Below are 18,968 nucleotides of genomic sequence, written 5' to 3'. Positions count from 1 at the left end.
AGCCGCTTTGCGGCAGATGAAGTTTCGATGAGTTCACCGCGGGCCGGACTCCCGGCCCCATCAGCCGCCGCAGCTTGCTCCGCTGCAGGACGGAGAGGTGGCGGTGACCCGTCCGCACCGAGCGGGATCGCCGGTCATCGAAAGCCTTTTCGGTGATATGAAACTGTGACCAAGCGCTCGCTAGCTGATCAGCGCCGTTGAGCCAAGAAAAATCCAGCTCATCCGGTATGCACAAGGTTGCAGTGCCCGATTGACAGACTCCACTCAGCCGTTTTACGTTCCGAAAACCTTTCAGATTCACCGCTTCGTTAGGAATCAGTGATGTTAGCGCTAACACAAGCAATCGCTAGGTTGTAAGAGGAGATCTCATGAGACGACGCTGGGCGGCGGCCCTCGCCGCGGCACTCCTGCTCATCCTCGGCACCGCACCCCCCGCGCTGGCGGGCCCGCCGATCACCACCGCGATCTACACGGCCGACCCGGCCGCGCTGGTCGCCGGCGACACCCTGTACCTCTACACCGGACACGACGAGGCTCCGCCCGGCGGCACCAACTTCGTCATGCGCGACTGGCACGTCTTCACCTCTGCCGACGCCACCACCTTCACCGACCAGGGCGCCAAGCTGTCGATCTCCAACTTCTCCTGGGCGGGCGCCGACGCCTGGGCCGGCGAGGTCGAGCGCGGCGCCGACGGCCGCTACTACTGGTACGTCCCCGTCAACGGCAACGGCGCCGGCTGGATGGACATCGGCGTGGCCGTCGGCAACAGCCCGCTCGGGCCGTTCACCGACGCCAAGGGCGGCCCGCTGGTCAGCGACAGCACCCCCAACTCCTCGCCGCTCAACATCGACCCGACCGTGTTCACCGACGACGACGGCCAGGTCTACATGTACTGGGGCTCCTACTACGGCCTGCGCGCGGCCCGGCTCAACAGCAACATGACCACGATCAACGGCTCGGTGATCACCCCGAGCGGCGTGTCGAACTTCTGGGAGGCCCCCTGGATGTTCAAGCGCAACGGCGTCTACTACCTCGCGTACGCGGCCAACGACTCGGCCTGCTCGGCGCCCGGCTACGCCTGCATCCGGTATGCCACCGCGAGCAACCCGATGGGCCCGTGGACCCACCGCGGCGTCGTGCTCGACCAGGTCACCTCGACCACGAACCACCCGGCGATCGTCGAGTTCAAGGGCCAGTGGTACATGGTCTACCACAACGCCTCCAGCCCGGGCGGGGGCAATTTCCGCCGCTCGGTGACGATCGACAAGCTGTACTTCAACGCCGACGGCACCATGCAGAAGGTGGTCCAGACCGGCGGCCCGACCACTCCGGGCAACCTGGCGGCCGGCGCCACCCCCTCCACCTCCTACGTCTCCCCGTGGGAGACGCTCGCCGCGATCAACGACGGCTACACCCCGGCGAACTCGGCCGATCACAGCCACGGCGCTTACGGCAACTGGAACCACCAGGGCACCGAGTGGATCGAGTACCGCTGGCCCACCGCGCAGACGGTCTCCAGGTCCGAGGTGTACTGGTTCGACGATGATCTCGGTATCGACCTGCCGGCCTCGTGCCAGGTCCAGTACTGGAACGGCAGCGCCTACGTCAACGTGCCCGGCCAGTCGGGCTGCGGTGTGGCGGCCAACACCTTCAACGCCACGACGTTCACCCCGGTCAGCACGACCCGGCTGCGGTTGAACATCACGTCCAAGACCGGCTACTCGACCGGCGTGCTCGAATGGAGGGCCTTCTCATGAGGCACGCTTGGTTAGCCCTGCTGCTGGTCGCGGGCTTACTCGTCGCCGGTCCGGCGGCGAGCGCCGACCAGACCATCGGCTTCCCGGCCTTCAGCGGCCCGGCCGTCCCGGCCGCGCCGGGCACGTACACGACCGGCAACATGATGCAGGCCATCTACGACGCCGAGAGCTCGGGCACCGACTTCTGGATGGACCGGCTGCTGGCCCGCCCCGGCAACGACCCCGCAGGCACCTGGCTCATGACGCGCGGGCGGGCGCTGTTCATGAAGACCCACGCGCCCGGCACGCTCGGCTTCGCCGGGCAGGCGGCGTACTGGGAGAGCATCAGCAACAACAACGCCTTCACCGTCGCCATCACCCCCGGCACCTTCACCGAGCAGGTGAGCTCCCGCTGGCAGGCGCCCAGCCACTGGAAGAGCCGGCACACCAGCGGCTCGATCACCGTCGACCAGACGAAGTTCATCACCGAGAACAACGTGGCCGTGGCCAACCTGGCCGTCACCAACGGCGGCTCGGGCTCGACGACGCTGCAGCTCAGGGCGACGTCACCGTACGCGACGTCGGGCAGCGGCAGCGAGCTGACCGGCCAGGTCAACGCCTACAACAACCTGACCACGCTCTACCCCAGGCTCACCGGCGACGGGTTCACCGTCTCCAGCGGCGGCCTCAACAGGTCCGTCACCGTCGCCGCCGGGGCGACCGTGACCGTCAAGGTCGTCATGGGCTTCGTCACGAACGAGATCCCGGCCTCCCGCACCGAGTACGACGCCTACGCCGGCCACACGGCCGCCAACGCGTTCGCCACCCACGTGCGCGCCTACAACCGGTGGTGGGCCGAGAACGTGCCCTACATCGACGTGCCCGAGCCCGCCATCAAGAAGAACATCTACTACCGCTGGTGGCTGATGCGCTTCAACCACCTCGACGCGGACATCCCCGGCCAGACCTTCCAGTTCCCCACCTCCACCGAGGGCGTGCTGGGCTACAACAACGCGATCGTGCTGACCCAGCCCATGCACATCGACGACCTCAAATACCTGCGCAACCCGATCTACGCCTACGGCGACTGGCTGAGCGTCGGCCAGATCTCCAAGAACGGCCGCTTCCTCGACAACCCGGGCGACCCCGAGAACTGGTCCAACAGCTACACGCAGTACATCGGCGAGGCGGCCTGGAAGAGCTACCAGATCCACGGCGGCCAGCCCGCCATCGCCGCCAACTTGGCCCGCTACGCCGAACAGGACGTCAAGGGGCAACTCGCCTTCTACGACACCGACAACAACAAGCTCATCGAGTACGACTGGGGCGCCCTGACCGGCAACGACGCCGACGCCGTGTCCTTCCACTGGAAGGACGGCCGCATGGACCGCGCCGAGGCCGCCTACCAGTACAGCGGGGCGCTGGCCGCGGCGCAGGCGTACGAGGCGATCGGCAACACGGCCAAGGCCAACGAGATGCGCACGCTCGCCACGCAGATCCAGAACGCCATCGTGAACGTGCTGTGGAACCCCAATAGGCAGCTGTTCGAGCACCGGCTGAAGTCCACCAACGAATGGGTGCCGTGGAAGGAGATCAACAACTACTACCCGTTCGCGGTCGGCGCGATCCCGAACACGGCTGCGTACAAGCAGGCCCTGCGCCTCTACGACGACCCGGCGCACTACCCGATCTTCCCCTTCTACACCGCCAACCAGGTGGACAAGGCGGCCGCCGCCGCGGCCGGCAACCCCGGCTCGAACAACTTCTCCACCATCAACTCCACCGTCCAGTTCCGGCTCTACTCGAAGGTGCTGCGCGACTACCAGAACGAGTGGATGACCGCGACCGACTACAAGAAGCTGCTCTACTGGAACGCCTGGGCCCAGTACGTCAACGGCAACACCCAGTGGCCGGACGCCAACGAGTTCTGGGCCGACTGGAACGGCTCCTCGATCGCCTACCGCTCCTGGATCCACCACAACATCCTGGGCAGCAGCAACTGGACCGTCGTCGAGGACGTCGCCGGGCTGCGGCCGCGCAACGACGCCAAGGTCGAGCTCTCGCCGATCAACATCGGCTGGACCCACTTCACCGTCAACAACCTGCGCTACCGCAACGCCGACCTGACCATCGTCTGGGACGACCCGGCCGACGGCGTCGTCCGCTACCCCGGCGTGCCCCAGGGCTACTCGATCTACATCAACGGCAGCCGGGTGGCCACGGTGTCGTCGCTGGTGCCGTTCACCTGGGACCCGGCCACCGGCGCCGTCACCACGAGCGGCACCGTCACGCACAACGTCGCAGTCCCCGGCCTGCAGTCGCCCGCGCAGGTGAGCCACAGCGGCGCCCGCATGGTCGACATGCTCGCCAAGGCCGGCGTCGACCTGACCGCCGACCTCACCAACCTCGCCGCGGGCGCCACCGCCACGGCCTCCACCACCGCCTCGGGCAGCTCCGCCGCGGGCGCCGTCGACGGGTTCCCGATCAACGAGCCGTTCTGGGGCGGCACCACCGCCGGCCAGGACTGGTACGAGCTGAACCTCGGCTCGGCCCGCACGCTCAACGAGGTCCGGCTCTACTTCAAGGACAGCCGCCCGGCCAGCGGCACCTACCGGGCGCCGGCGTCCTACGAGATCCAGTACCACAACGGCAGCGCCTGGGTGAGCGTGCCCAGCCAGGCCAAGTCCCCGGCGACGCCGCGGGCCAACTACAACGTGGTGCAGTTCCCCGCGGTAAGCGCGCAACGCGTGCGGGTGCTGGCCACGGCCGCCTCCGGCGCCAGGACCGGGCTCACCGAGATCAAGGTCCACAACCGGGGCGGGGTCCAGCCGCCCGCCAACCTGGCGTCGTCGGCCACGCCGTCGGCGTCGTACACCTCGGCGTGGGAGAGCGTCGCGGCGGTCAACGACGGGATCGACCCGCCGTCGTCCAACGACACCGTCAACCCGCGCTGGGGCTGCTGGCCGGAGACCGGGCAGCAGTGGGTGGACCTGACCTGGTCCTCGGCCCGCAACCTGAACAAGGCCGAGGTGTACTTCTTCGACGACGACCAGGGCATCGACATGCCGGCGTCGTGGAAGCTGCAGTACTGGAACGGCAGCGCGTACGTGGACGTGCCGGGCGCGTCGGCGTACTCGCTGGCCAAGAACCAGTACAACACCGTCACCTTCACCGCCACGAGCACCACCCGGCTGCGGGTGCTGCTGACCGGTAACGGCAGCAGCTCCGTCGGACTCCTGGAGGTCAAGGCCTACGGCACCTGAGTCACCGAGAAGGGGGCGTGTCCTGCCGGGCACGCCCCCTTCTCATGTCATGAGTAGCTACTTTCTCACTTTTAGTGATGGAGAACGGGAGAGTCAGGCAAGCTGCTATCAGAACCGCATTCGATGGAGTGGCGATCATGATGGCAGGTAAGTGGCAGGCAGGAAACCTCCCTTCGGAACTGACGAGCCTGATCGGTCGCCGAAACGAGCTGGACCAGATCCGGCGGGCGTGCCGGCGCTCCCGCCTGGTCACCCTCACCGGCGTGGGCGGGGTCGGCAAGACCCGCCTGGCGCTGCGGGCGGCGGCCGACCTGCGGCCCGAGTTCGGTGGCGGAGCCTGGCTGGTCGAGCTGTCCCCGCTGGATGACGGAACCCTCCTGCCGCACGCGATCGCCGAGGCACTCAGGCTGACCGACCAGACCACCCGCCCGATGGCCGAGGTGCTGGCCGAGCACCTGTTCGGCCGCGAGGTCCTGCTCGTGCTCGACACCTGCGAGCATCTCGTGAGCGCCTGCGCGAACACCGTCGAGACGCTGCTCGCCGCCGTTCCGGGACTGCGCGTCCTGGCCACCAGCAGGCGCCCGCTGGAGGCGGCCGGCGAGCTGGTGTACGCCGTGGACCCGCTGCCCGTCCCCGCCGCGGACGCCACGGACGTCGGGAGTCAGGACGCGGTGGCCCTCCTGGCCGAGCGCGCCGCCGAGACGATGCCCGGCTTCCAGGTCGCCGAGCACAACGAGGCGGCGGTGGTGCGCCTGTGCCGCCGCCTGGAGGGCATCCCCCTCGCCATCGAGCTGGCCGCGGCCCGGCTGCGCGACTTCCCGGTCGAGCACCTGGCCGACCGGCTGGACGACCGTTTCGCCACGCTCGAGGCCGGGCCCGGGGAGGCCGACCCGCCGTGGCACCAGGCGCTGCGCACGGCGGTCGGGTGGAGCCACGAGCTGTGCGAGCCCGCCGAGCGCCTGCTGTGGGCGCGCGTGTCGGTGTTCGCCGGCGACTTCGACGCCGAGGCCGTCCGCCACGTGTGCGCCGACGAGCGGCTGCCGGCGGCCGACGTCGGGCTGCTGCTCGACGCGCTGGCCGACGAGTCGATCCTGACCTGGCTGCCGACCGGAGCCGGGGAGCGCTACCGCATGCTCGACACGCTGCGTGAGTACGGCGCCGGCTGGTTGCGCACCCTGGGCGAGGAGGAGCGGTTCCGGCGGCGGCACCGCGACCACTATCTGGCGCTGGCCGCGCGCGGCGTCGCCGGCTGGCTCGGCCCCGGGCAGATGTCCTGGTACGACCGCATGATCGGTGAGCACGACAACCTGCGGGCCGCGCTGGAGGCCTCGCTGGCCGGCAAGGACGGCGAGGCGGCGCTGGAGCTGGCCGGCACGCTGGCGTTCTTCTGGTACGGCTGCGGCTACGCCAAGGAGGGCCGCCACTACCTGAAGCAGGCGCTGGCCCTGGACGGCGAGCCGGGCCCGGCCCTCGTCCAGGCGCTGTGGGCCGACGGCCTCCTGGCGGCGACCCAGGGTGACGCGGACGGCGTCGTGACCAGGGCCGCCCAGTGCGAGGCCGCCGCGGAGCCCGGCGACGCCTACGCCGCCATGTGCGTCAAGGCGCTCAGGTCGTCCGCCGGCGTCATCCGCGGCGACCTGCCGCAGGCGATGGCGGAGTCGCAGGAGGCGTACATCACGCGGTGGAACGGCGAGGAGCTCACCCTGGCCGGCCTCCTGGCGCTGCTGTGCCGGGCCCACGCGCTCACCGTGGACGGCCGCGTGGACGACGCCATCAGCGTGCTCGACGACCTGCGCGCGCTGTGCGACGAGCGCGGGGAGCAGTCGATGCGCTCCCACGGTGACCTGCTGCGCGGGCAGGCCGAGCTGAGCCGCGGCCGCCTCGACGCGGCCGTCACTTACGGCCAGGCCGCCCTGCGGACCAAGCGGCGGCTGCACGACAGCTTCGGCCTCGGCCTGACGGCGGACCTGCTGGCCCTGGCGGCGGGCGCGGCCGGACGGGCCGAGCGGGCGGCCCGGCTGCTCGGGCTGGCGCAGCGCATCTGGAGCACCCACGGCCAGGCCCAGGCCAATGTGCCCGCGTGGGTCGCCGCCCGGCAGGAGTGCGAGCGGCAGGCCCGCGACACGCTCGGTGACGACGCTTACCGCGTCGCCTACCACACCGGCTACGACAGCGACAACGACGCCGGCATCGCGTACGCGCTCGAGCCCGAGGGTGAGGGCCTGCCGAACGGCGGGTCACCTCTGTGACGCTGAACTCGGACGTGGCGTTGGGGATAGATGTCGTCCCCCTCGCGGTGACACCGTCGGGACTTGGATGCTGTCGCGATATCACGGAGGGTGAAGGAAACGTCGCACCTTGGAGCGCACATGAAACCCCTCCTCTCCAATTGCCGGTCCCCGGAGAACGGTCGTCGCACACGATCTGCCGCTACCGTGACGAGTACGGACCGATCCTGCCCATCAAGCTCCCGGGCGGAGTGAACGCCTGGGTCGTGACCACCTACGACGCGATCAACGAGATCCTGGCCAACGAGGACACGCTTTTCAGCAAGGACTCCAGGAACTTCCCCGCCCTGCACGACGGCACGATCCCGCCGGGCTGGCCCATGCGGCCGCTGATCGAGGGCGATCATCTGCTGACCAAGGACGGCGACGACCACCGGCGGCTGCGGAGCCTGATCGGCCGGGCCTTCACCGCCGGCCGCGTGCAGCGCTTCGCGCCTCGCATCCAGGCGCTGGCCGACGAGCTGCTGGAGAAGACGGCGGCCGAGGGCGAGCGGGTGGACCTCGTGCGCCACTTCAACGAGCCGCTGCCCGTCGCCGTGATCTCCGAGCTCTTCGGCGTGCCGCCGGAGGAGCGCGCCCAGGTCCGCGAGTGGGCCCTGCAGGTCATCGCGCACAACCTCGGCCCCGAGGAGGCCGCGAGGATGCGGGCGGAGCTGCTGGCGTACCTGGCCGGGCACATCGAGCGGCGCCGCCGCGACCCCCGCGACGATCTGACCACCGCGCTGATCCGCGCCCAGGACGAGGACGGCGACCGGCTGTCCGACAACGAGATGTTGTGGATCCTGTGGCTGCTGCTCCTGTCCGGCCACGAGACCACCGTCCACCTGATCGGCAACGCCGTCATCGCCCTGTGCTCCGACCCCGCGCAGCTCACCAAGGCCCGCGCGGAGGACGCCTGGGAGCGGGTGGTCGAGGAGACGGTGCGCTGCCGTAGCTCGGTGACCAGTGCGCCCTTCCGCTACACGCTGCGGGACGTGCGGATCGCCGGGGTCAGGCTGCCGGCCGGACAGGCCCTCCTGATGGGGTTCGGCGCGACCGGCACGGACCCGGCCAGGTTCGGGCTCGACGCGGCGCGGTTCGACATCTCCCGGGCCCCGGAGGCGCACCTGGGCTTCAGTCGCGGCCCGCACTTCTGCCTGGGAGGGGCGCTGGCCAGGCTGGAGACCAGGATCGCGCTGTCATCGCTGTTCAGGCGGTTCCCCGGGCTGCGTCTGGCCGTCCACCCCGATGAGATCGTCTACAGCCAGTCCTTCATCACCGAGGGCCCGGTCGAGCTGCCGGTGCTGCTCCCGGACTGATCAGCGCTGCCGCACCGGGCGGATGATCAGCTCGTTGACGTCCACGTCCGCCGGCTGGCCGATCGCGTACGAGATGGCGTCCGCGATGGCGTCCGCCGGGATGGCGTCTGCCCGGTAGGCACGCATCGCCTCCTTCGCGCCCGGCTCGGTGATGGTGCCGGCCAGCTCGGACTCGACGACGCCGGGCGAGACGGTGGTGACCCGGATGCTCGGGTCGACCTCCAGACGCAGGCCCTCGGTGATGGCCCAGGCGGCGTACTTCGTGGCGCAGTAGACCGCGGCCGTCGGGACCACCTGGTGGGCGCCGATGGAGGCGACGGTGACGAAGTGGCCGCCGCCCTGGCGCTGGAAGTGGGGCAGGGCGGCGGCGATCCCGTTGAGCAGGCCGCGGACGTTCACGTCGATCATCCGGTCCCACTCCTCGACCAGCAGCGAGTCCAGGCGCGACAGCGGCATCACGCCCGCGTTGTTGACGATCACGTCGATCCGGCCGTGCCGCTCCGCGGCGGCGTCGGCGAACGCGGCCACGTCCTTGCGGTCGGTGACGTCGAGGCGGTGCACGTCGACGCCGCCGCCCTCGTTCCTGATCGTCTCGGCGACGGCGGCGAGGCGGTCCTCGCGACGGGCGCCGATCACGAGGTGGTGTCCCTCGCGGGCCAGCCGCAGCGCGGTGGCCTGCCCGATGCCGCTGCTCGCGCCGGTGACGAGGACGATCTTCTGGGTGGTGGTCATGTCAGGCTTCCTTCTGCTCTTGGGGGTAGTCGGCGCTGAGGGTGAGGTCCCGCCAGGTGTCGAAGGCGGTTCTGAGGGTGTCGAGGCGGGCGGCGGCGATGTCGTACGCGACCTTGCCCAGCAGCAGGCGCAGCGGCGGGTCCGCGGCCGTGACCGCGGCGACGATCGCCTCGGCGGCGCGGGCCGGGTCCCCGGGCTGGTGACCGTACGTCGCCAGGGTGGCCGCCCGCCGCGCCCCGGAGGTCTCGGCGTAGTCGTCGATGTGCACGGGCGACTGCCGCATGGAGGGACCGGACCAGTTGGTACGGAACGCGGCCGGTTCGACGATCGTCACCCTCACGCCCAGCGGCGCCACCTCGGCCGCCAGCGACTCCGACAGACCCTCCACGGCGAACTTGGTGGCGTGGTAGTAGCCGGTCGCGCCGAACGCGGCCAGGCCGCCGAGCGAGGAGACGTTCACGATGTGGCCGGACCGGCGGGCGCGCATGCCCGGCAGGACGGCCTTGGTGACGTCCGCCAGGCCGAAGACGTTGGTGTCGAACAGGGCGCGGATCTCGTGGTCCTCGCCCTCCTCGACGGCGGCCAGGTAGCCGTAGCCGGCGTTGTTGACCAGGACGTCGATGCGGCCGAAATCGGCCTCGGCCCGCTTGACGGCCTCCGCGATCTGGGCTCGGTCGGTGACGTCGAGCGGCAGGACCAGGGCGCGGTCCCCGTGCCCGGCGGCCAGATCGGCCACCTGGCTCGAGTCGCGGGCGGTGACGGCCGCTCGCCAGCCGCGTTCCAGGATGGCGGCGGCGAGCGCGCGGCCCAGGCCGGTGGAGCATCCGGTGATGAACCAGACGGGGGTGTCATTCATGTGGAGTCACTCCGATCATGTGGTCGGTGGCATGGCGGGATGGCGCTCCGGCGGTCGTGCGAGCCGGAGGCGCGATGGTGGGGCGGTTCAGTCCTCGGTGGTGGGCGCGTTCTCCTGCTGCCGCCGGAGCTGCACGGTGTCGGCGGTGAGGCTGCCCAGCAGGGACAGGGCCTCCTCGGACGGGCTGCCCGGGTCTGCCTGGTAGACGACGAGCTGCTGGCCGGGTGCACTGTTCACGGTCAGCGACTCGTAGTGCAGCGTCAGCTCGCCGACCAGGGGATGCCGGAAGCGCTTGGTCTCATGGGTCTTCTGGCGGATGTCGTGGCGGGCCCACAGCCGGCGGAAGGCCTCGCTCTTGATGGACAGCTCGCCGACCACCTCGATCAGCCGCGGATCGTCGTCGTCGGCGCCGGCCGATGCCCGCAGGCCGGCGACGGTGTTGACCGCCACCCGGTCCCAGTCGGGGTAGAACCGCCGCGCGTCCGGGTCGAGGAACACCAGCCGGACCAGGTCCCCGCTGAAGGCGTGGCCGTCGAACAGGGCCTTGCCCAGGGCGTTGTGCGCGAGCACGGTCAGGCAGCGGCCCAGGACCACGGCCGGCGTGTGCGGCCAGGCCTCCATCATGCGCAGGAGGTTCGGGCTGACCCGCTCCCGCCGCGGCGCCGGACGGCGCCTGCCGGAAGCCGGGCGGGCCAGCAGATGCAGGTGCGCGGCCGCGTCCTCCTCCAGCGCCAGCGCGCCGGCCAGCGCCTCGACCACCTGGGCGGAGGGGTGGCGTTCGCGGCCCTGCTCCAGCCGTACGTAGTAGTCGGCGCTCACGCCGGCCAGCTGGGCGACCTCCTCCCGCCGCAGGCCGGCAACCCGCCGGCGGTCACCCGGCGGCAGGCCGAGGTCCTCGGGGCGCAGCAGCTCGCGGCGGGCCCGCAGGAATTCGCCGAGCCGGTTCTCCCTGTCCATGTCTTCGAGGCTAGGTCAGATAGGGCCTCGGCTGGGCCGCTGAGGGTGGCCGCGCTACACCCACCATCGCGGCATTTGCGGGGCAGGAAGCCGTGTGGTGCATTTGGGGGCGTGACGCCGTGATGTTGCTCCAGGGGACGGCGGCCGCTCAGGCCGCCGTCCCCGGTCGGGCTACAGGCGGCGCCCGGCGCCGGCACCCGCCGGGACCAGGGCCTTCAGGGCCTTGGCCGGGTGGATGCGGGTGAACAGGGCCGGGGTCCAGCCGGCGTCCGAGCCGAGCGCCGTGCCGTTGGCGGCGTTGTACGCGGCCACCAGGTCGGTGACGACGCCGTCCACCACGTTGTCCTTCGCGGTGATCGCGGTGCCGTTGAACACTGTCAGGACCTTCGCGGCCGGGATGCCGTCGAAGGCGTTGCTCTCGGCGTAGACCTTGGAGCCGAAGCCCACGCCGAGGCTGTACCCGTGCGTGTCACCGCCCGTGTAGTAGTTGTTGTAGACGTGCACCTGGCCGAAGCGCACCCGAGGGGTTCGTGAGCCGAGGCCCTCGAAGTGGTTGTGGTGCAGCGTGACCTTGAGCTTGTCCTCCTCGCCGTACCTGGCCGGGTTGTCGGTGTTGCCGATCAGCGTCACCTTGTCGTGGTTGCTGAGGTGGTTCCAGGAGAGCGTCACGTAGTTGGAGCCGCGCACGACGTCGAGCAGCCCGTCGTGGACCTGGTACGGGCGGCCGAAGTAGAGCGGCTGGCCCGAGTCCGGGTTGTCGCCGTCGTTGAGCGTGTTGTGGTCCAGCCAGACGTGGGTGGAGCCGGACACCTCGAAGTTGTCGAACGAGGCGTTCCAGTTGCCGCCGGCGCCGTCGGTCGGGTCCCACTGCGGGAAGCAGTCGGAGGTGTCGGTGATGGTCAGGTTGCGGACGATCACGTTGTCGGCGTTGCCGATCCGCACGCCGAAGCTCTTCAGCGCGGCGTCCCGGCCCGCGCCGACCAGAGTGACGTTGGAGCCGACCGCGATCGTGACGTGCTCGGCCATCTTCGCGTACGACGCCTTGCGCGCGTCCTCCAGCGGGCCCGACGGAACGCTGGTCCTGCCCCACACGGCCGGGTCGTACGCGGCCAGGTAGGCGGGCAGGCTGTAGCCGTTCACGGCGTAGTCGGCGCACGTGAGCGGGGCTCCTGAGTCGTCGGTGTCGGCGTCGATCGCGCCCTTCACATAGACGATCTTGGGAGTGTTGTCGGCGGGGTCGCCGAGCGCCGCTCGCAGCTGTGCCCTGGTCGAGACGACGTGCACGTTCTCGGGCCGGGCCGCCGAGCCTCCCGTCGTGCCCGTGGTGGCGGCCGCCCAGCCGTCGTCGCGGGGGAGGACCTCCCTGCCCAGCCCGTACGGGTCGGGGCGCGGGTGGCGGCGGACGGGGTTCCAGCCGTCGCTGCCCGCGAGGTACTTCTCCGGCGTGAAGGCCGCCGCCTGCGCGTCGGTGAGCTGCGGCCGGTCGTCGTTGACGGTCGCTCCCGGGCCGTGGTTGCGGTGTTCGGACAGGCGGGCGTCCCGCCAGTTCAAGCCGGACATGTCGGTCCAGGGGGCGTCCTTGAACTGCTGCCCCAGCCACGACTCGCGCACCAGCACCTGGCCGCGCGCCGTCGCCGAGCCGCCGGCCGGCCAGGGGCGGCCCAGATGGTACGTGCGCGCCGGGGCGTTGCTGGTCAGGTGGCTGCGGTAGATCAGGAAGCCGTACGGGTTGGACAGCTCCGTGCTGGCCGCGGTGACGTAGCCGTTGTTGTCCGCGCTGCCGCGGTTGAGCGCCTTGATGACGCAGTTGTCGAAGACGGCGGTGGCGCGGCCGAAGATGAAGTCGACGTCACCCTCGACGTGGCAGTCGCGGAAGTACTGCCTGGCGACCGTGGTGGCGGAAGGGGTGTTGGCGTAGAGGGTGTCCTGGTTGCCGATGAACCTGACGTTGTCGTACACCTGCCGGTCGCCCGTGGTGCGCACCGCCACGGCCTGGCTGGCGCCCTTCGCGGCCTCGTCGTAGGAGTTCTCGAAGGTGAGGTTGCGGGCCGTGAAGTCGGGGGCGCTGATCACGTACGAGGCGCTGCCCGAGGTGCCGTAGTTGCCCGAGCCGTCCGGCTTGGGGGTGGAGGCGGCGGCGTCGAACGTGAGGACCACGTCGCGGGGGTCCCGCGTGTCGCCGACCAGCGAGATGCGCGGTTTGTCGGCCGGGATGACCACCTGCTGTCTGTAGGTGCCCTTGCGGACCAGGATGGTGACCGGGCGCGTGTTGCCGGACGGCACGGCGTCGACCGCGGCCTGCACGGTCGTGTGGTGGCCGGTTCCGTCCGCGGCGACCACGATCGTGGCGCGCGTCTGCGGCTGGGCGGCCGCGGGCGTCGCCGTCGCGATCAGTATCAGTGGGAGAAGTAACAGAAGTCGCATGCGCAACCTCGCGGGGGGGTGTGCGGCAATCGGTTGCATGAAACGTTCGCGTAATGCACCTGACACGTCAATAGATGCAGTGAAACTGCACTTTTGCTGCAACAAGCGGTTGCAGAAGTTCTCGGAAGTGCCGGAATGTTCCGGCGCGTCTTGACCGCGCCGTCGCGCCGGATCTACAGTCCGCCTGATATTTATCGGCATATCTCTGAAACTTTCATTTCGGATGCCCCTAGGAGCACCGTGCGCACCCTTCGAGCCCTGGTGACCGCCGCCCTGTTATGCCTCGTGCCGGTGCTTCCCGCGCACGCCGCGGCCGATCTCACGTACGACTTCGAGGACGGCACCACGCAGGGCTGGGGCCCGCGCGGCGGCGACGTCTCCGTCGCGGTCACCACGGACGCGGCGCGCGGGGGCACGAGCAGCCTGCTCACCACCGGACGGACCGCCACCTGGCACGGAGCCTCGATCGCCGCGCCGTTCGCCAGAGGCGTCACCTACCACGTGACCGCGTACGCCCGGCTGGTCACGGGTCAGCCGGGCAGCACGATCGCGCTGACTGTGCAGCGCACCCCCACCGGCGGCGACACCGCGTACGAGCGGGTCGCGGCCGCCACCGTGACCGACGGCGAATGGGTGCGGCTCGCGGGCACCTATCTCTTCAGCGCCGACTCCACCGACCTCCAGCTCTACGCCGAGAGCTCCGACGCCACCTCCGCGTACTACCTGGACGACATCGTCATCAGCCCGCAGGGCGACCCCACGCGCGAGCCGATCAGCACCGGCTTCGAGGACGGCACCGCGCAGGACTGGTCGCCGCGCGCCTCCGCCACGCTGGAGTCCAGCACCGCCGCCGCCCACGGCGGCGCCCGCAGCCTCGCCGTGACCGGCCGGTCGGCCTCCTGGGACGGGCCCGCGATGAACGTGCTCGGCCGGATGGGCAAGGGCGACAAGTACGCCCTGTCAGTGTGGGTACGGCTCGGCCCGGACACCGGCGCGGGCCGGCTGAGCCTGTCGATCGAACGGCGCAGCGCCGGCACGCCCACCTACGAGCGCATCGTGACGCCGAAGGACGTGCCGGCGGGGGAGTGGGTGCGGCTCGCGGGGACGTACACGCTGGCCTACGACGTCGACTTCCTCAGCGTGTACGTCGAGTCCGACGGCGGCGAATTCCCCTTCTACCTGGACGACTTCGCGATGACGTACGTCGAGCCGAAGCCGATCCAGACCGACATCCCGTCGCTCAAGGACAAGGTCCCCTTCGCCATGGGCTCGGCCCTCACCAGGCCCGACACCCTCGGCGTGCACGGCGAGCTGCTGGCCAGGCACTTCAACGGCATCACCCCCGGCAACGAGCTGAAGTGGGACGCCACCGAACCCAGGGAGGGCGAGTTCAATTTCGCCGACGGCGACCACCTGGTGAACTTCGGTGTCGAGCACGGCATGACCATCCGCGGGCACACGCTCGCCTGGCACAGCCAGACCCCCGCCTGGGTGTTCGAGGGCGCCGACAAGCAGACGCTGCTGCGCCGGCTGGAGAACCACGTGCGCACGCTCGTGACCAGGTACAAGGGCAAGATCTCGGCCTGGGACGTGGTCAACGAGGTGGTGGACGAGAACCAGCCCGACGGTCTGCGCCGCTCCAAGTGGTACGAGATCGCCGGCCTTGACTTCATCCGCACCGCCTTCCGCGTCGCCCGCGAGGCCGACCCGGACGCCAAGCTGTACATCAACGACTACAACACCGAGTTCCCGCGCAAGCGCGAGGCCCTGTACGCCCTGGTCAAGCGGCTGAAGGACGAGGGCGTGCCGATCGACGGCGTCGGTCACCAGCTCCACCTGAACATCGAGCAACCGCCCGCCTCCTACGTCGAGGACACCATCGAGCGCTTCGCCACGCTCGGCGTGGACCAGCAGGTCACCGAGCTGGACGTGAGCATCTACACCGACTTCGTCTCCTCCTACGACACGATCCCGCCAGAGCTGCTCGCCGAGCAGGGGCACCGGTACAAGGAGCTGTTCGACGCCTTCCGGCGGCAGGCCGGCAACCTCAGCTCCGTCACCGTCTGGGGCGAGTCCGACGACGTGAGCTGGCTGCAGTCCTGGCCGATCCCGCGGCTGAACGCGCCGCTGCTCTTCGACCACGACCTGCAGGCCAAGCCCGCCTACTGGGCCGTCGTCGACCCGTCCAAGCTGCCGCCGCTGGTCCGCCGACTGGAGGCGCCCGCCGGCGCGATCAGGGTCGACGGCAAGCGGGACCTGGAGTGGGACCTGCTGCCCGACGCGCCGATCGCGCGGATCGGCGATGTGTCCGCGGGCTTCCAGGCGCGCTCGTCCAGCAAGGGGCTGTACGTGCTCGCCGAGGTCACCGATCCGACCGTCAACGTGGACGACCGGGTGGCGTTCACCGTGGACGGCACCCCCTACGTCGTCAAGCGAACCGGGACCGGTGTCAGGAGGACCGCGACCGGGTACCGCGTCGAGGCGCTGGTCAAGCAGGGCACCGACGTGGACGTGACCGTGCGCGACGGGAGCACCGCCACCTCTTGGACGGGCAAGGTGACCGCCGTTCCCGCCGTCAAGCTCACCTCCGCCGCGAACCGCACGCCCGTGCTGGACGGCGTCGCGGAGGCGGCGTGGCGGGCCGCGCCGGAGATCCGCACCGCCACCTGGATCCAGGGCACGTCCGGCGCGACCGCGAAGGTCAGGTCGCTGTGGAGCGGGTCCACGCTGTACGTCCTCGCCCAGGTCACCGACCCGGTGTTGAGTGAGGAGTCGGCGAACCCCTGGGAGCAGGACTCCGTCGAGATCTTCGTGGACCCGGGCAACGGCAAGACCAAGGGCTACACGGACGACGACGGCCAGTACCGGGTCAGCTTCTCCGGCCGGCAGACCGTCGGCGGCACCTTCGACGCGGCCGGGGTCAAGGACAACCTCTCGGCGGTCGCCAAGGTGGTGCCGGGCGGGTACGTCGTCGAGGCGGCCATCCGGCTGCCTACGGTCACCTTGACGGAGGGCACGTTGCTGGGGTTCGACGTGCAGGTCAACGACGCCACGGGGACGGCCCGTACAGGTGCGGTGACCTGGAACGACAGCACCGGCCGCAGCTACCTGGACACCAGCCACTGGGGCGTTCTCCACCTGGCCCGGTAATGGGTGACCCTGTCCCGGGCAACGGGCTTCACCAGGGCGCTTCGCGCTCGGGGCCAGGAAAGACGAATGTCGTAATGTCCATGGCCGCCGCGCTCGACGCTGACCTTGACGTCGGTTTCAAGCCGCGCCACGCCGACGTGGCCTGACCCCTCCATCGTCCGCATGCCCTGATGCCGTCGCTCTGTCAAGCACCGGGTTGCGGATGGGTCGTCGGGCGCGCTCGCGGCCGGCGCAGCAGCAGGAGCGCGCCGCCCAGGCACAGGAGCCCGATGCCGACCCCGACTCCGCCCGCGACCAGATAGCCGGAGTCGATCGGCGGGTTGGTGACCGGTGAGCCGACCGGCCCGTTCCCGAAGTGCTTCGCCCCCTTGTAGGGCACGGCCGCGACCTCGGTGGGTTTCGCGACCCCGGCAGCCTTCACCGCAGCTCCGGCGTCTATCAGACCGAATCCGAGAAAGACGGTGTAGCCCGACGGCGGCTTCCTGGCCGTCTTCACCAGGATGTCCCGGACCTGCCTGGGCGACAGGTCCGGATTGCGGGACAACATCAACGCCACAGTCCCCGCGGCCAGGGCGCACGCGGGCGAGGTCCCGTTTCCCATGGCATGGCCGCCGCGGTTGTCGGCCGCGTAGATGTCCACTCCAGGCGCGGCGATCGTGTTGTACGTGTGCACCTGGGAGAAATCGGCCCGCGTGCCCTCGGGCGCCGTCGCTGCCACCGCGATCACTCCCGGGTAGCCGGCCGGGTAGGACATCGTGTTGTTCGCGTCGACCTCGAGCGGGTCGGTAGACCCTCCGTTGCCGGCGCTGGCCAGCAGGATGACGCCCTTGCTGACGGCGTAGTCCACGGCCGCGGCCGTGTCCTTCTCGTAGCCGCCCCACCCCCACTCGGCGGTGCCCAGGGACATGGAGATCACGCGGGCTCCCTTGTCGACGGCGTACCGGATGCCCTTCGCGAGCGAGTTGCCCGCCTTCCGGCTCTGCTCGGCGGCCTCGGTGTCGCCGGCCTTGGCGGCGGCCTCCGCCCGCTTGCGCGCAGGGTCCTCGGCGTCCCAGATGACCCGTACCGACAGCACGCGCGACTGCGGGGCGACCCGCAGCACGCTGGAGGCCATCGCGGTGCCGTGGTCGCCCCAGTGGCGCTGCCCGGGTCGGGCGCCACCGCCGATGAAATCGGGGCCGGTGGTCACCCTTCCCCTGAACTCCGGATGATTCTTCACGACCCCGGTGTCGAGGACGGCGACGATGATCCCCTTGCCCTGTGCGAGCCGCTGGGCCGCTGGCACCCTCATGGCCTGCTGCTCCCAGCCCCGGGGCGCCTCGGCCAGGCCCGGCACGGCCGTGCCCGCCACCAGGACGGTGGCCAGCACGCCCGCACCGACCAGCTTCCGGATCATGCCCCGACCTTCCTGGTCTCCGTGTTCAACCGGCTGGCGAGATTCTCCGCGAGCCCCTCAGCGGTGTGCGCCCATGCCGAGCGGTCGTCCCGCTGCGGGATGGCCCTCCTGCCCCAGGGCTCGGGCAGCCGCCCCGGCCGCCGGCCGTCCGCCGGGCCCGCGGTGACCACCACGAACAGGGGGGTGTACAGATCCAGGACGGCCCTGCCGCCGTTCCCCGTACGCGCCGAATCCTTCCACTGGGTGCCGGGGGCGGGGAGGGCACGCACCGCGTGGTCCGGTTCGCGCTGCGCCTCCTGGACGATGGCGTCCAGATCGTTCTTGGCGTCGGTGTCACGGAAGGCGAGGATGGCCGCGGTGGCGGCCGTCCCGCCGGTGTCGTCGACGTAGGTGGCCCGCAGCGCCGCCACGCATCCACGCTCGGCCGCCAGCTTGGCCATCTCACCGGAGAGCGCCACCTTGCACGAGACCTCAGAGGAGATCGCGGCCCTGGTCCAGCCCAGTTCGCGGTTCGGGTCCACCTCCTTCTTGTCCGGGTCCTCCCGGCCGATCGACGGGGGGAACAGCTTCTCGACCGGCACGTTGCGCCACAGCTCCATCGAGTACTGCTTGCTGCGGATGGTCTGGTTGCTGTTGGAGACCGCTTGCGCGATGATCCCGCCCCCGCCCAGCACGGCCAGCAGGCCGAAGCCTGCGACGAGTATCCCGGCGATCACTGGCTCTTATACACATCTCCGAGCCCACGGGACCCTAAAAAAACAAAAGAGACATCGCTCATACTGATCACGCAGCCGGTGTGCACTTGAGCCGGGTGTGTGATCTCCACGGCCACGGCCGGTACGAACGAGGCATTAAGGAATTTAAGGCA

At 70.2% G+C, this 18,968-nt stretch carries 11 protein-coding genes; 5 read left to right on the top strand and 6 right to left on the bottom strand.

The window, feature by feature from the left end:
• Positions 1-368 precede the first annotated feature (368 nt).
• The 4 genes from EJK15_RS46520 to EJK15_RS46505 all read left to right on the top strand — a co-directional run bounded on the left by EJK15_RS46520 (position 369) and on the right by EJK15_RS46505 (position 8,585).
• Positions 369-1,757 carry a glycoside hydrolase family 43 protein gene (locus EJK15_RS46520; protein WP_138716881.1) on the top strand — a complete coding sequence of 463 codons (1,389 nt, stop codon included), beginning with the start codon at positions 369-371 and terminating at the stop codon, positions 1,755-1,757.
• Positions 1,754-4,999 carry a discoidin domain-containing protein gene (locus EJK15_RS46515; RefSeq protein WP_171074932.1) on the top strand — a complete coding sequence of 1,082 codons (3,246 nt, stop codon included), beginning with the start codon at positions 1,754-1,756 and terminating at the stop codon, positions 4,997-4,999. The genes EJK15_RS46520 and EJK15_RS46515 overlap by 4 nt, the downstream gene beginning before the upstream one ends.
• A gap of 137 nt (positions 5,000-5,136) precedes the next feature.
• A complete protein-coding gene (locus EJK15_RS46510) occupies positions 5,137-7,248 on the top strand; it encodes an ATP-binding protein (RefSeq protein WP_138716879.1) in 2,112 nt (703 codons plus the stop codon).
• A gap of 140 nt (positions 7,249-7,388) precedes the next feature.
• Positions 7,389-8,585, top strand: coding sequence for a cytochrome P450 family protein (locus tag EJK15_RS46505; protein ID WP_171074931.1), 1,197 nt, complete (start codon positions 7,389-7,391; stop codon positions 8,583-8,585).
• On the opposite strand, the gene EJK15_RS46500 is transcribed toward EJK15_RS46505, so the two are convergent.
• From EJK15_RS46500 to EJK15_RS75300, 4 genes are all read right to left on the bottom strand, one after another.
• Complete coding sequence (locus EJK15_RS46500) at positions 8,586-9,317, bottom strand: SDR family oxidoreductase (protein WP_138716877.1); 732 nt, start codon at positions 9,315-9,317, stop codon at positions 8,586-8,588.
• Between the two features lies 1 nt (position 9,318).
• Positions 9,319-10,173: an oxidoreductase gene (locus EJK15_RS46495; RefSeq protein WP_138716876.1), complete on the bottom strand. Its 855-nt coding sequence runs from the start codon at positions 10,171-10,173 to the stop codon at positions 9,319-9,321.
• Positions 10,174-10,260: 87 nt separating this feature from the next.
• Positions 10,261-11,130, bottom strand: coding sequence for a helix-turn-helix transcriptional regulator (locus EJK15_RS46490; RefSeq protein WP_138716875.1), 870 nt, complete (start codon positions 11,128-11,130; stop codon positions 10,261-10,263).
• Positions 11,131-11,301: 171 nt separating this feature from the next.
• Positions 11,302-13,554 carry a pectinesterase family protein gene (locus EJK15_RS75300; protein WP_171074930.1) on the bottom strand — a complete coding sequence of 751 codons (2,253 nt, stop codon included), beginning with the start codon at positions 13,552-13,554 and terminating at the stop codon, positions 11,302-11,304.
• Between the two features lie 240 nt (positions 13,555-13,794).
• On the opposite strand from EJK15_RS75300, the gene EJK15_RS46480 reads away from it, so the two are divergent.
• Positions 13,795-16,704 carry an endo-1,4-beta-xylanase gene (locus tag EJK15_RS46480; protein ID WP_171074929.1) on the top strand — a complete coding sequence of 970 codons (2,910 nt, stop codon included), beginning with the start codon at positions 13,795-13,797 and terminating at the stop codon, positions 16,702-16,704.
• Between the two features lie 184 nt (positions 16,705-16,888).
• On the opposite strand, the gene EJK15_RS46475 is transcribed toward EJK15_RS46480, so the two are convergent.
• Entirely contained in the window at positions 16,889-18,100 is a 1,212-nt protein-coding gene (locus EJK15_RS46475; RefSeq protein ID WP_138716872.1) for a S8 family peptidase, read from the bottom strand.
• Positions 18,097-18,816: a hypothetical protein gene (locus EJK15_RS46470; protein ID WP_138716871.1), complete on the bottom strand. Its 720-nt coding sequence runs from the start codon at positions 18,814-18,816 to the stop codon at positions 18,097-18,099. The genes EJK15_RS46475 and EJK15_RS46470 overlap by 4 nt, the downstream gene beginning before the upstream one ends.
• Positions 18,817-18,968: the final 152 nt, after the last annotated feature.

The sequence above is a fragment of the Nonomuraea basaltis genome (assembly GCF_005893125.1).
GTDB classification, from domain to species: domain Bacteria; phylum Actinomycetota; class Actinomycetes; order Streptosporangiales; family Streptosporangiaceae; genus Nonomuraea; species Nonomuraea basaltis.
The sequence above is the reverse complement of the archived record's forward strand: the minus strand, read 5'-3'. Positions and strand labels throughout refer to the sequence as shown.

Excerpts from the sequence above, each read along its gene's own strand:
- EJK15_RS46495 (WP_138716876.1), bottom strand. The coding sequence starts at position 10,173 with ATGAATGACACCCCCGTCTGGTTCATCACCGGATGCTCCACCGGCCTG.
- EJK15_RS46490 (WP_138716875.1), bottom strand. The coding sequence starts at position 11,130 with ATGGACAGGGAGAACCGGCTCGGCGAATTCCTGCGGGCCCGCCGCGAG.
- EJK15_RS46500 (WP_138716877.1), bottom strand. The coding sequence starts at position 9,317 with ATGACCACCACCCAGAAGATCGTCCTCGTCACCGGCGCGAGCAGCGGC.
- EJK15_RS75300 (WP_171074930.1), bottom strand. The coding sequence starts at position 13,554 with ATGCGACTTCTGTTACTTCTCCCACTGATACTGATCGCGACGGCGACG.
- EJK15_RS46475 (WP_138716872.1), bottom strand. The coding sequence starts at position 18,100 with ATGATCCGGAAGCTGGTCGGTGCGGGCGTGCTGGCCACCGTCCTGGTG.
- EJK15_RS46520 (WP_138716881.1), top strand. The coding sequence starts at position 369 with ATGAGACGACGCTGGGCGGCGGCCCTCGCCGCGGCACTCCTGCTCATC.
- EJK15_RS46515 (WP_171074932.1), top strand. The coding sequence starts at position 1,754 with ATGAGGCACGCTTGGTTAGCCCTGCTGCTGGTCGCGGGCTTACTCGTC.
- EJK15_RS46510 (WP_138716879.1), top strand. The coding sequence starts at position 5,137 with ATGATGGCAGGTAAGTGGCAGGCAGGAAACCTCCCTTCGGAACTGACG.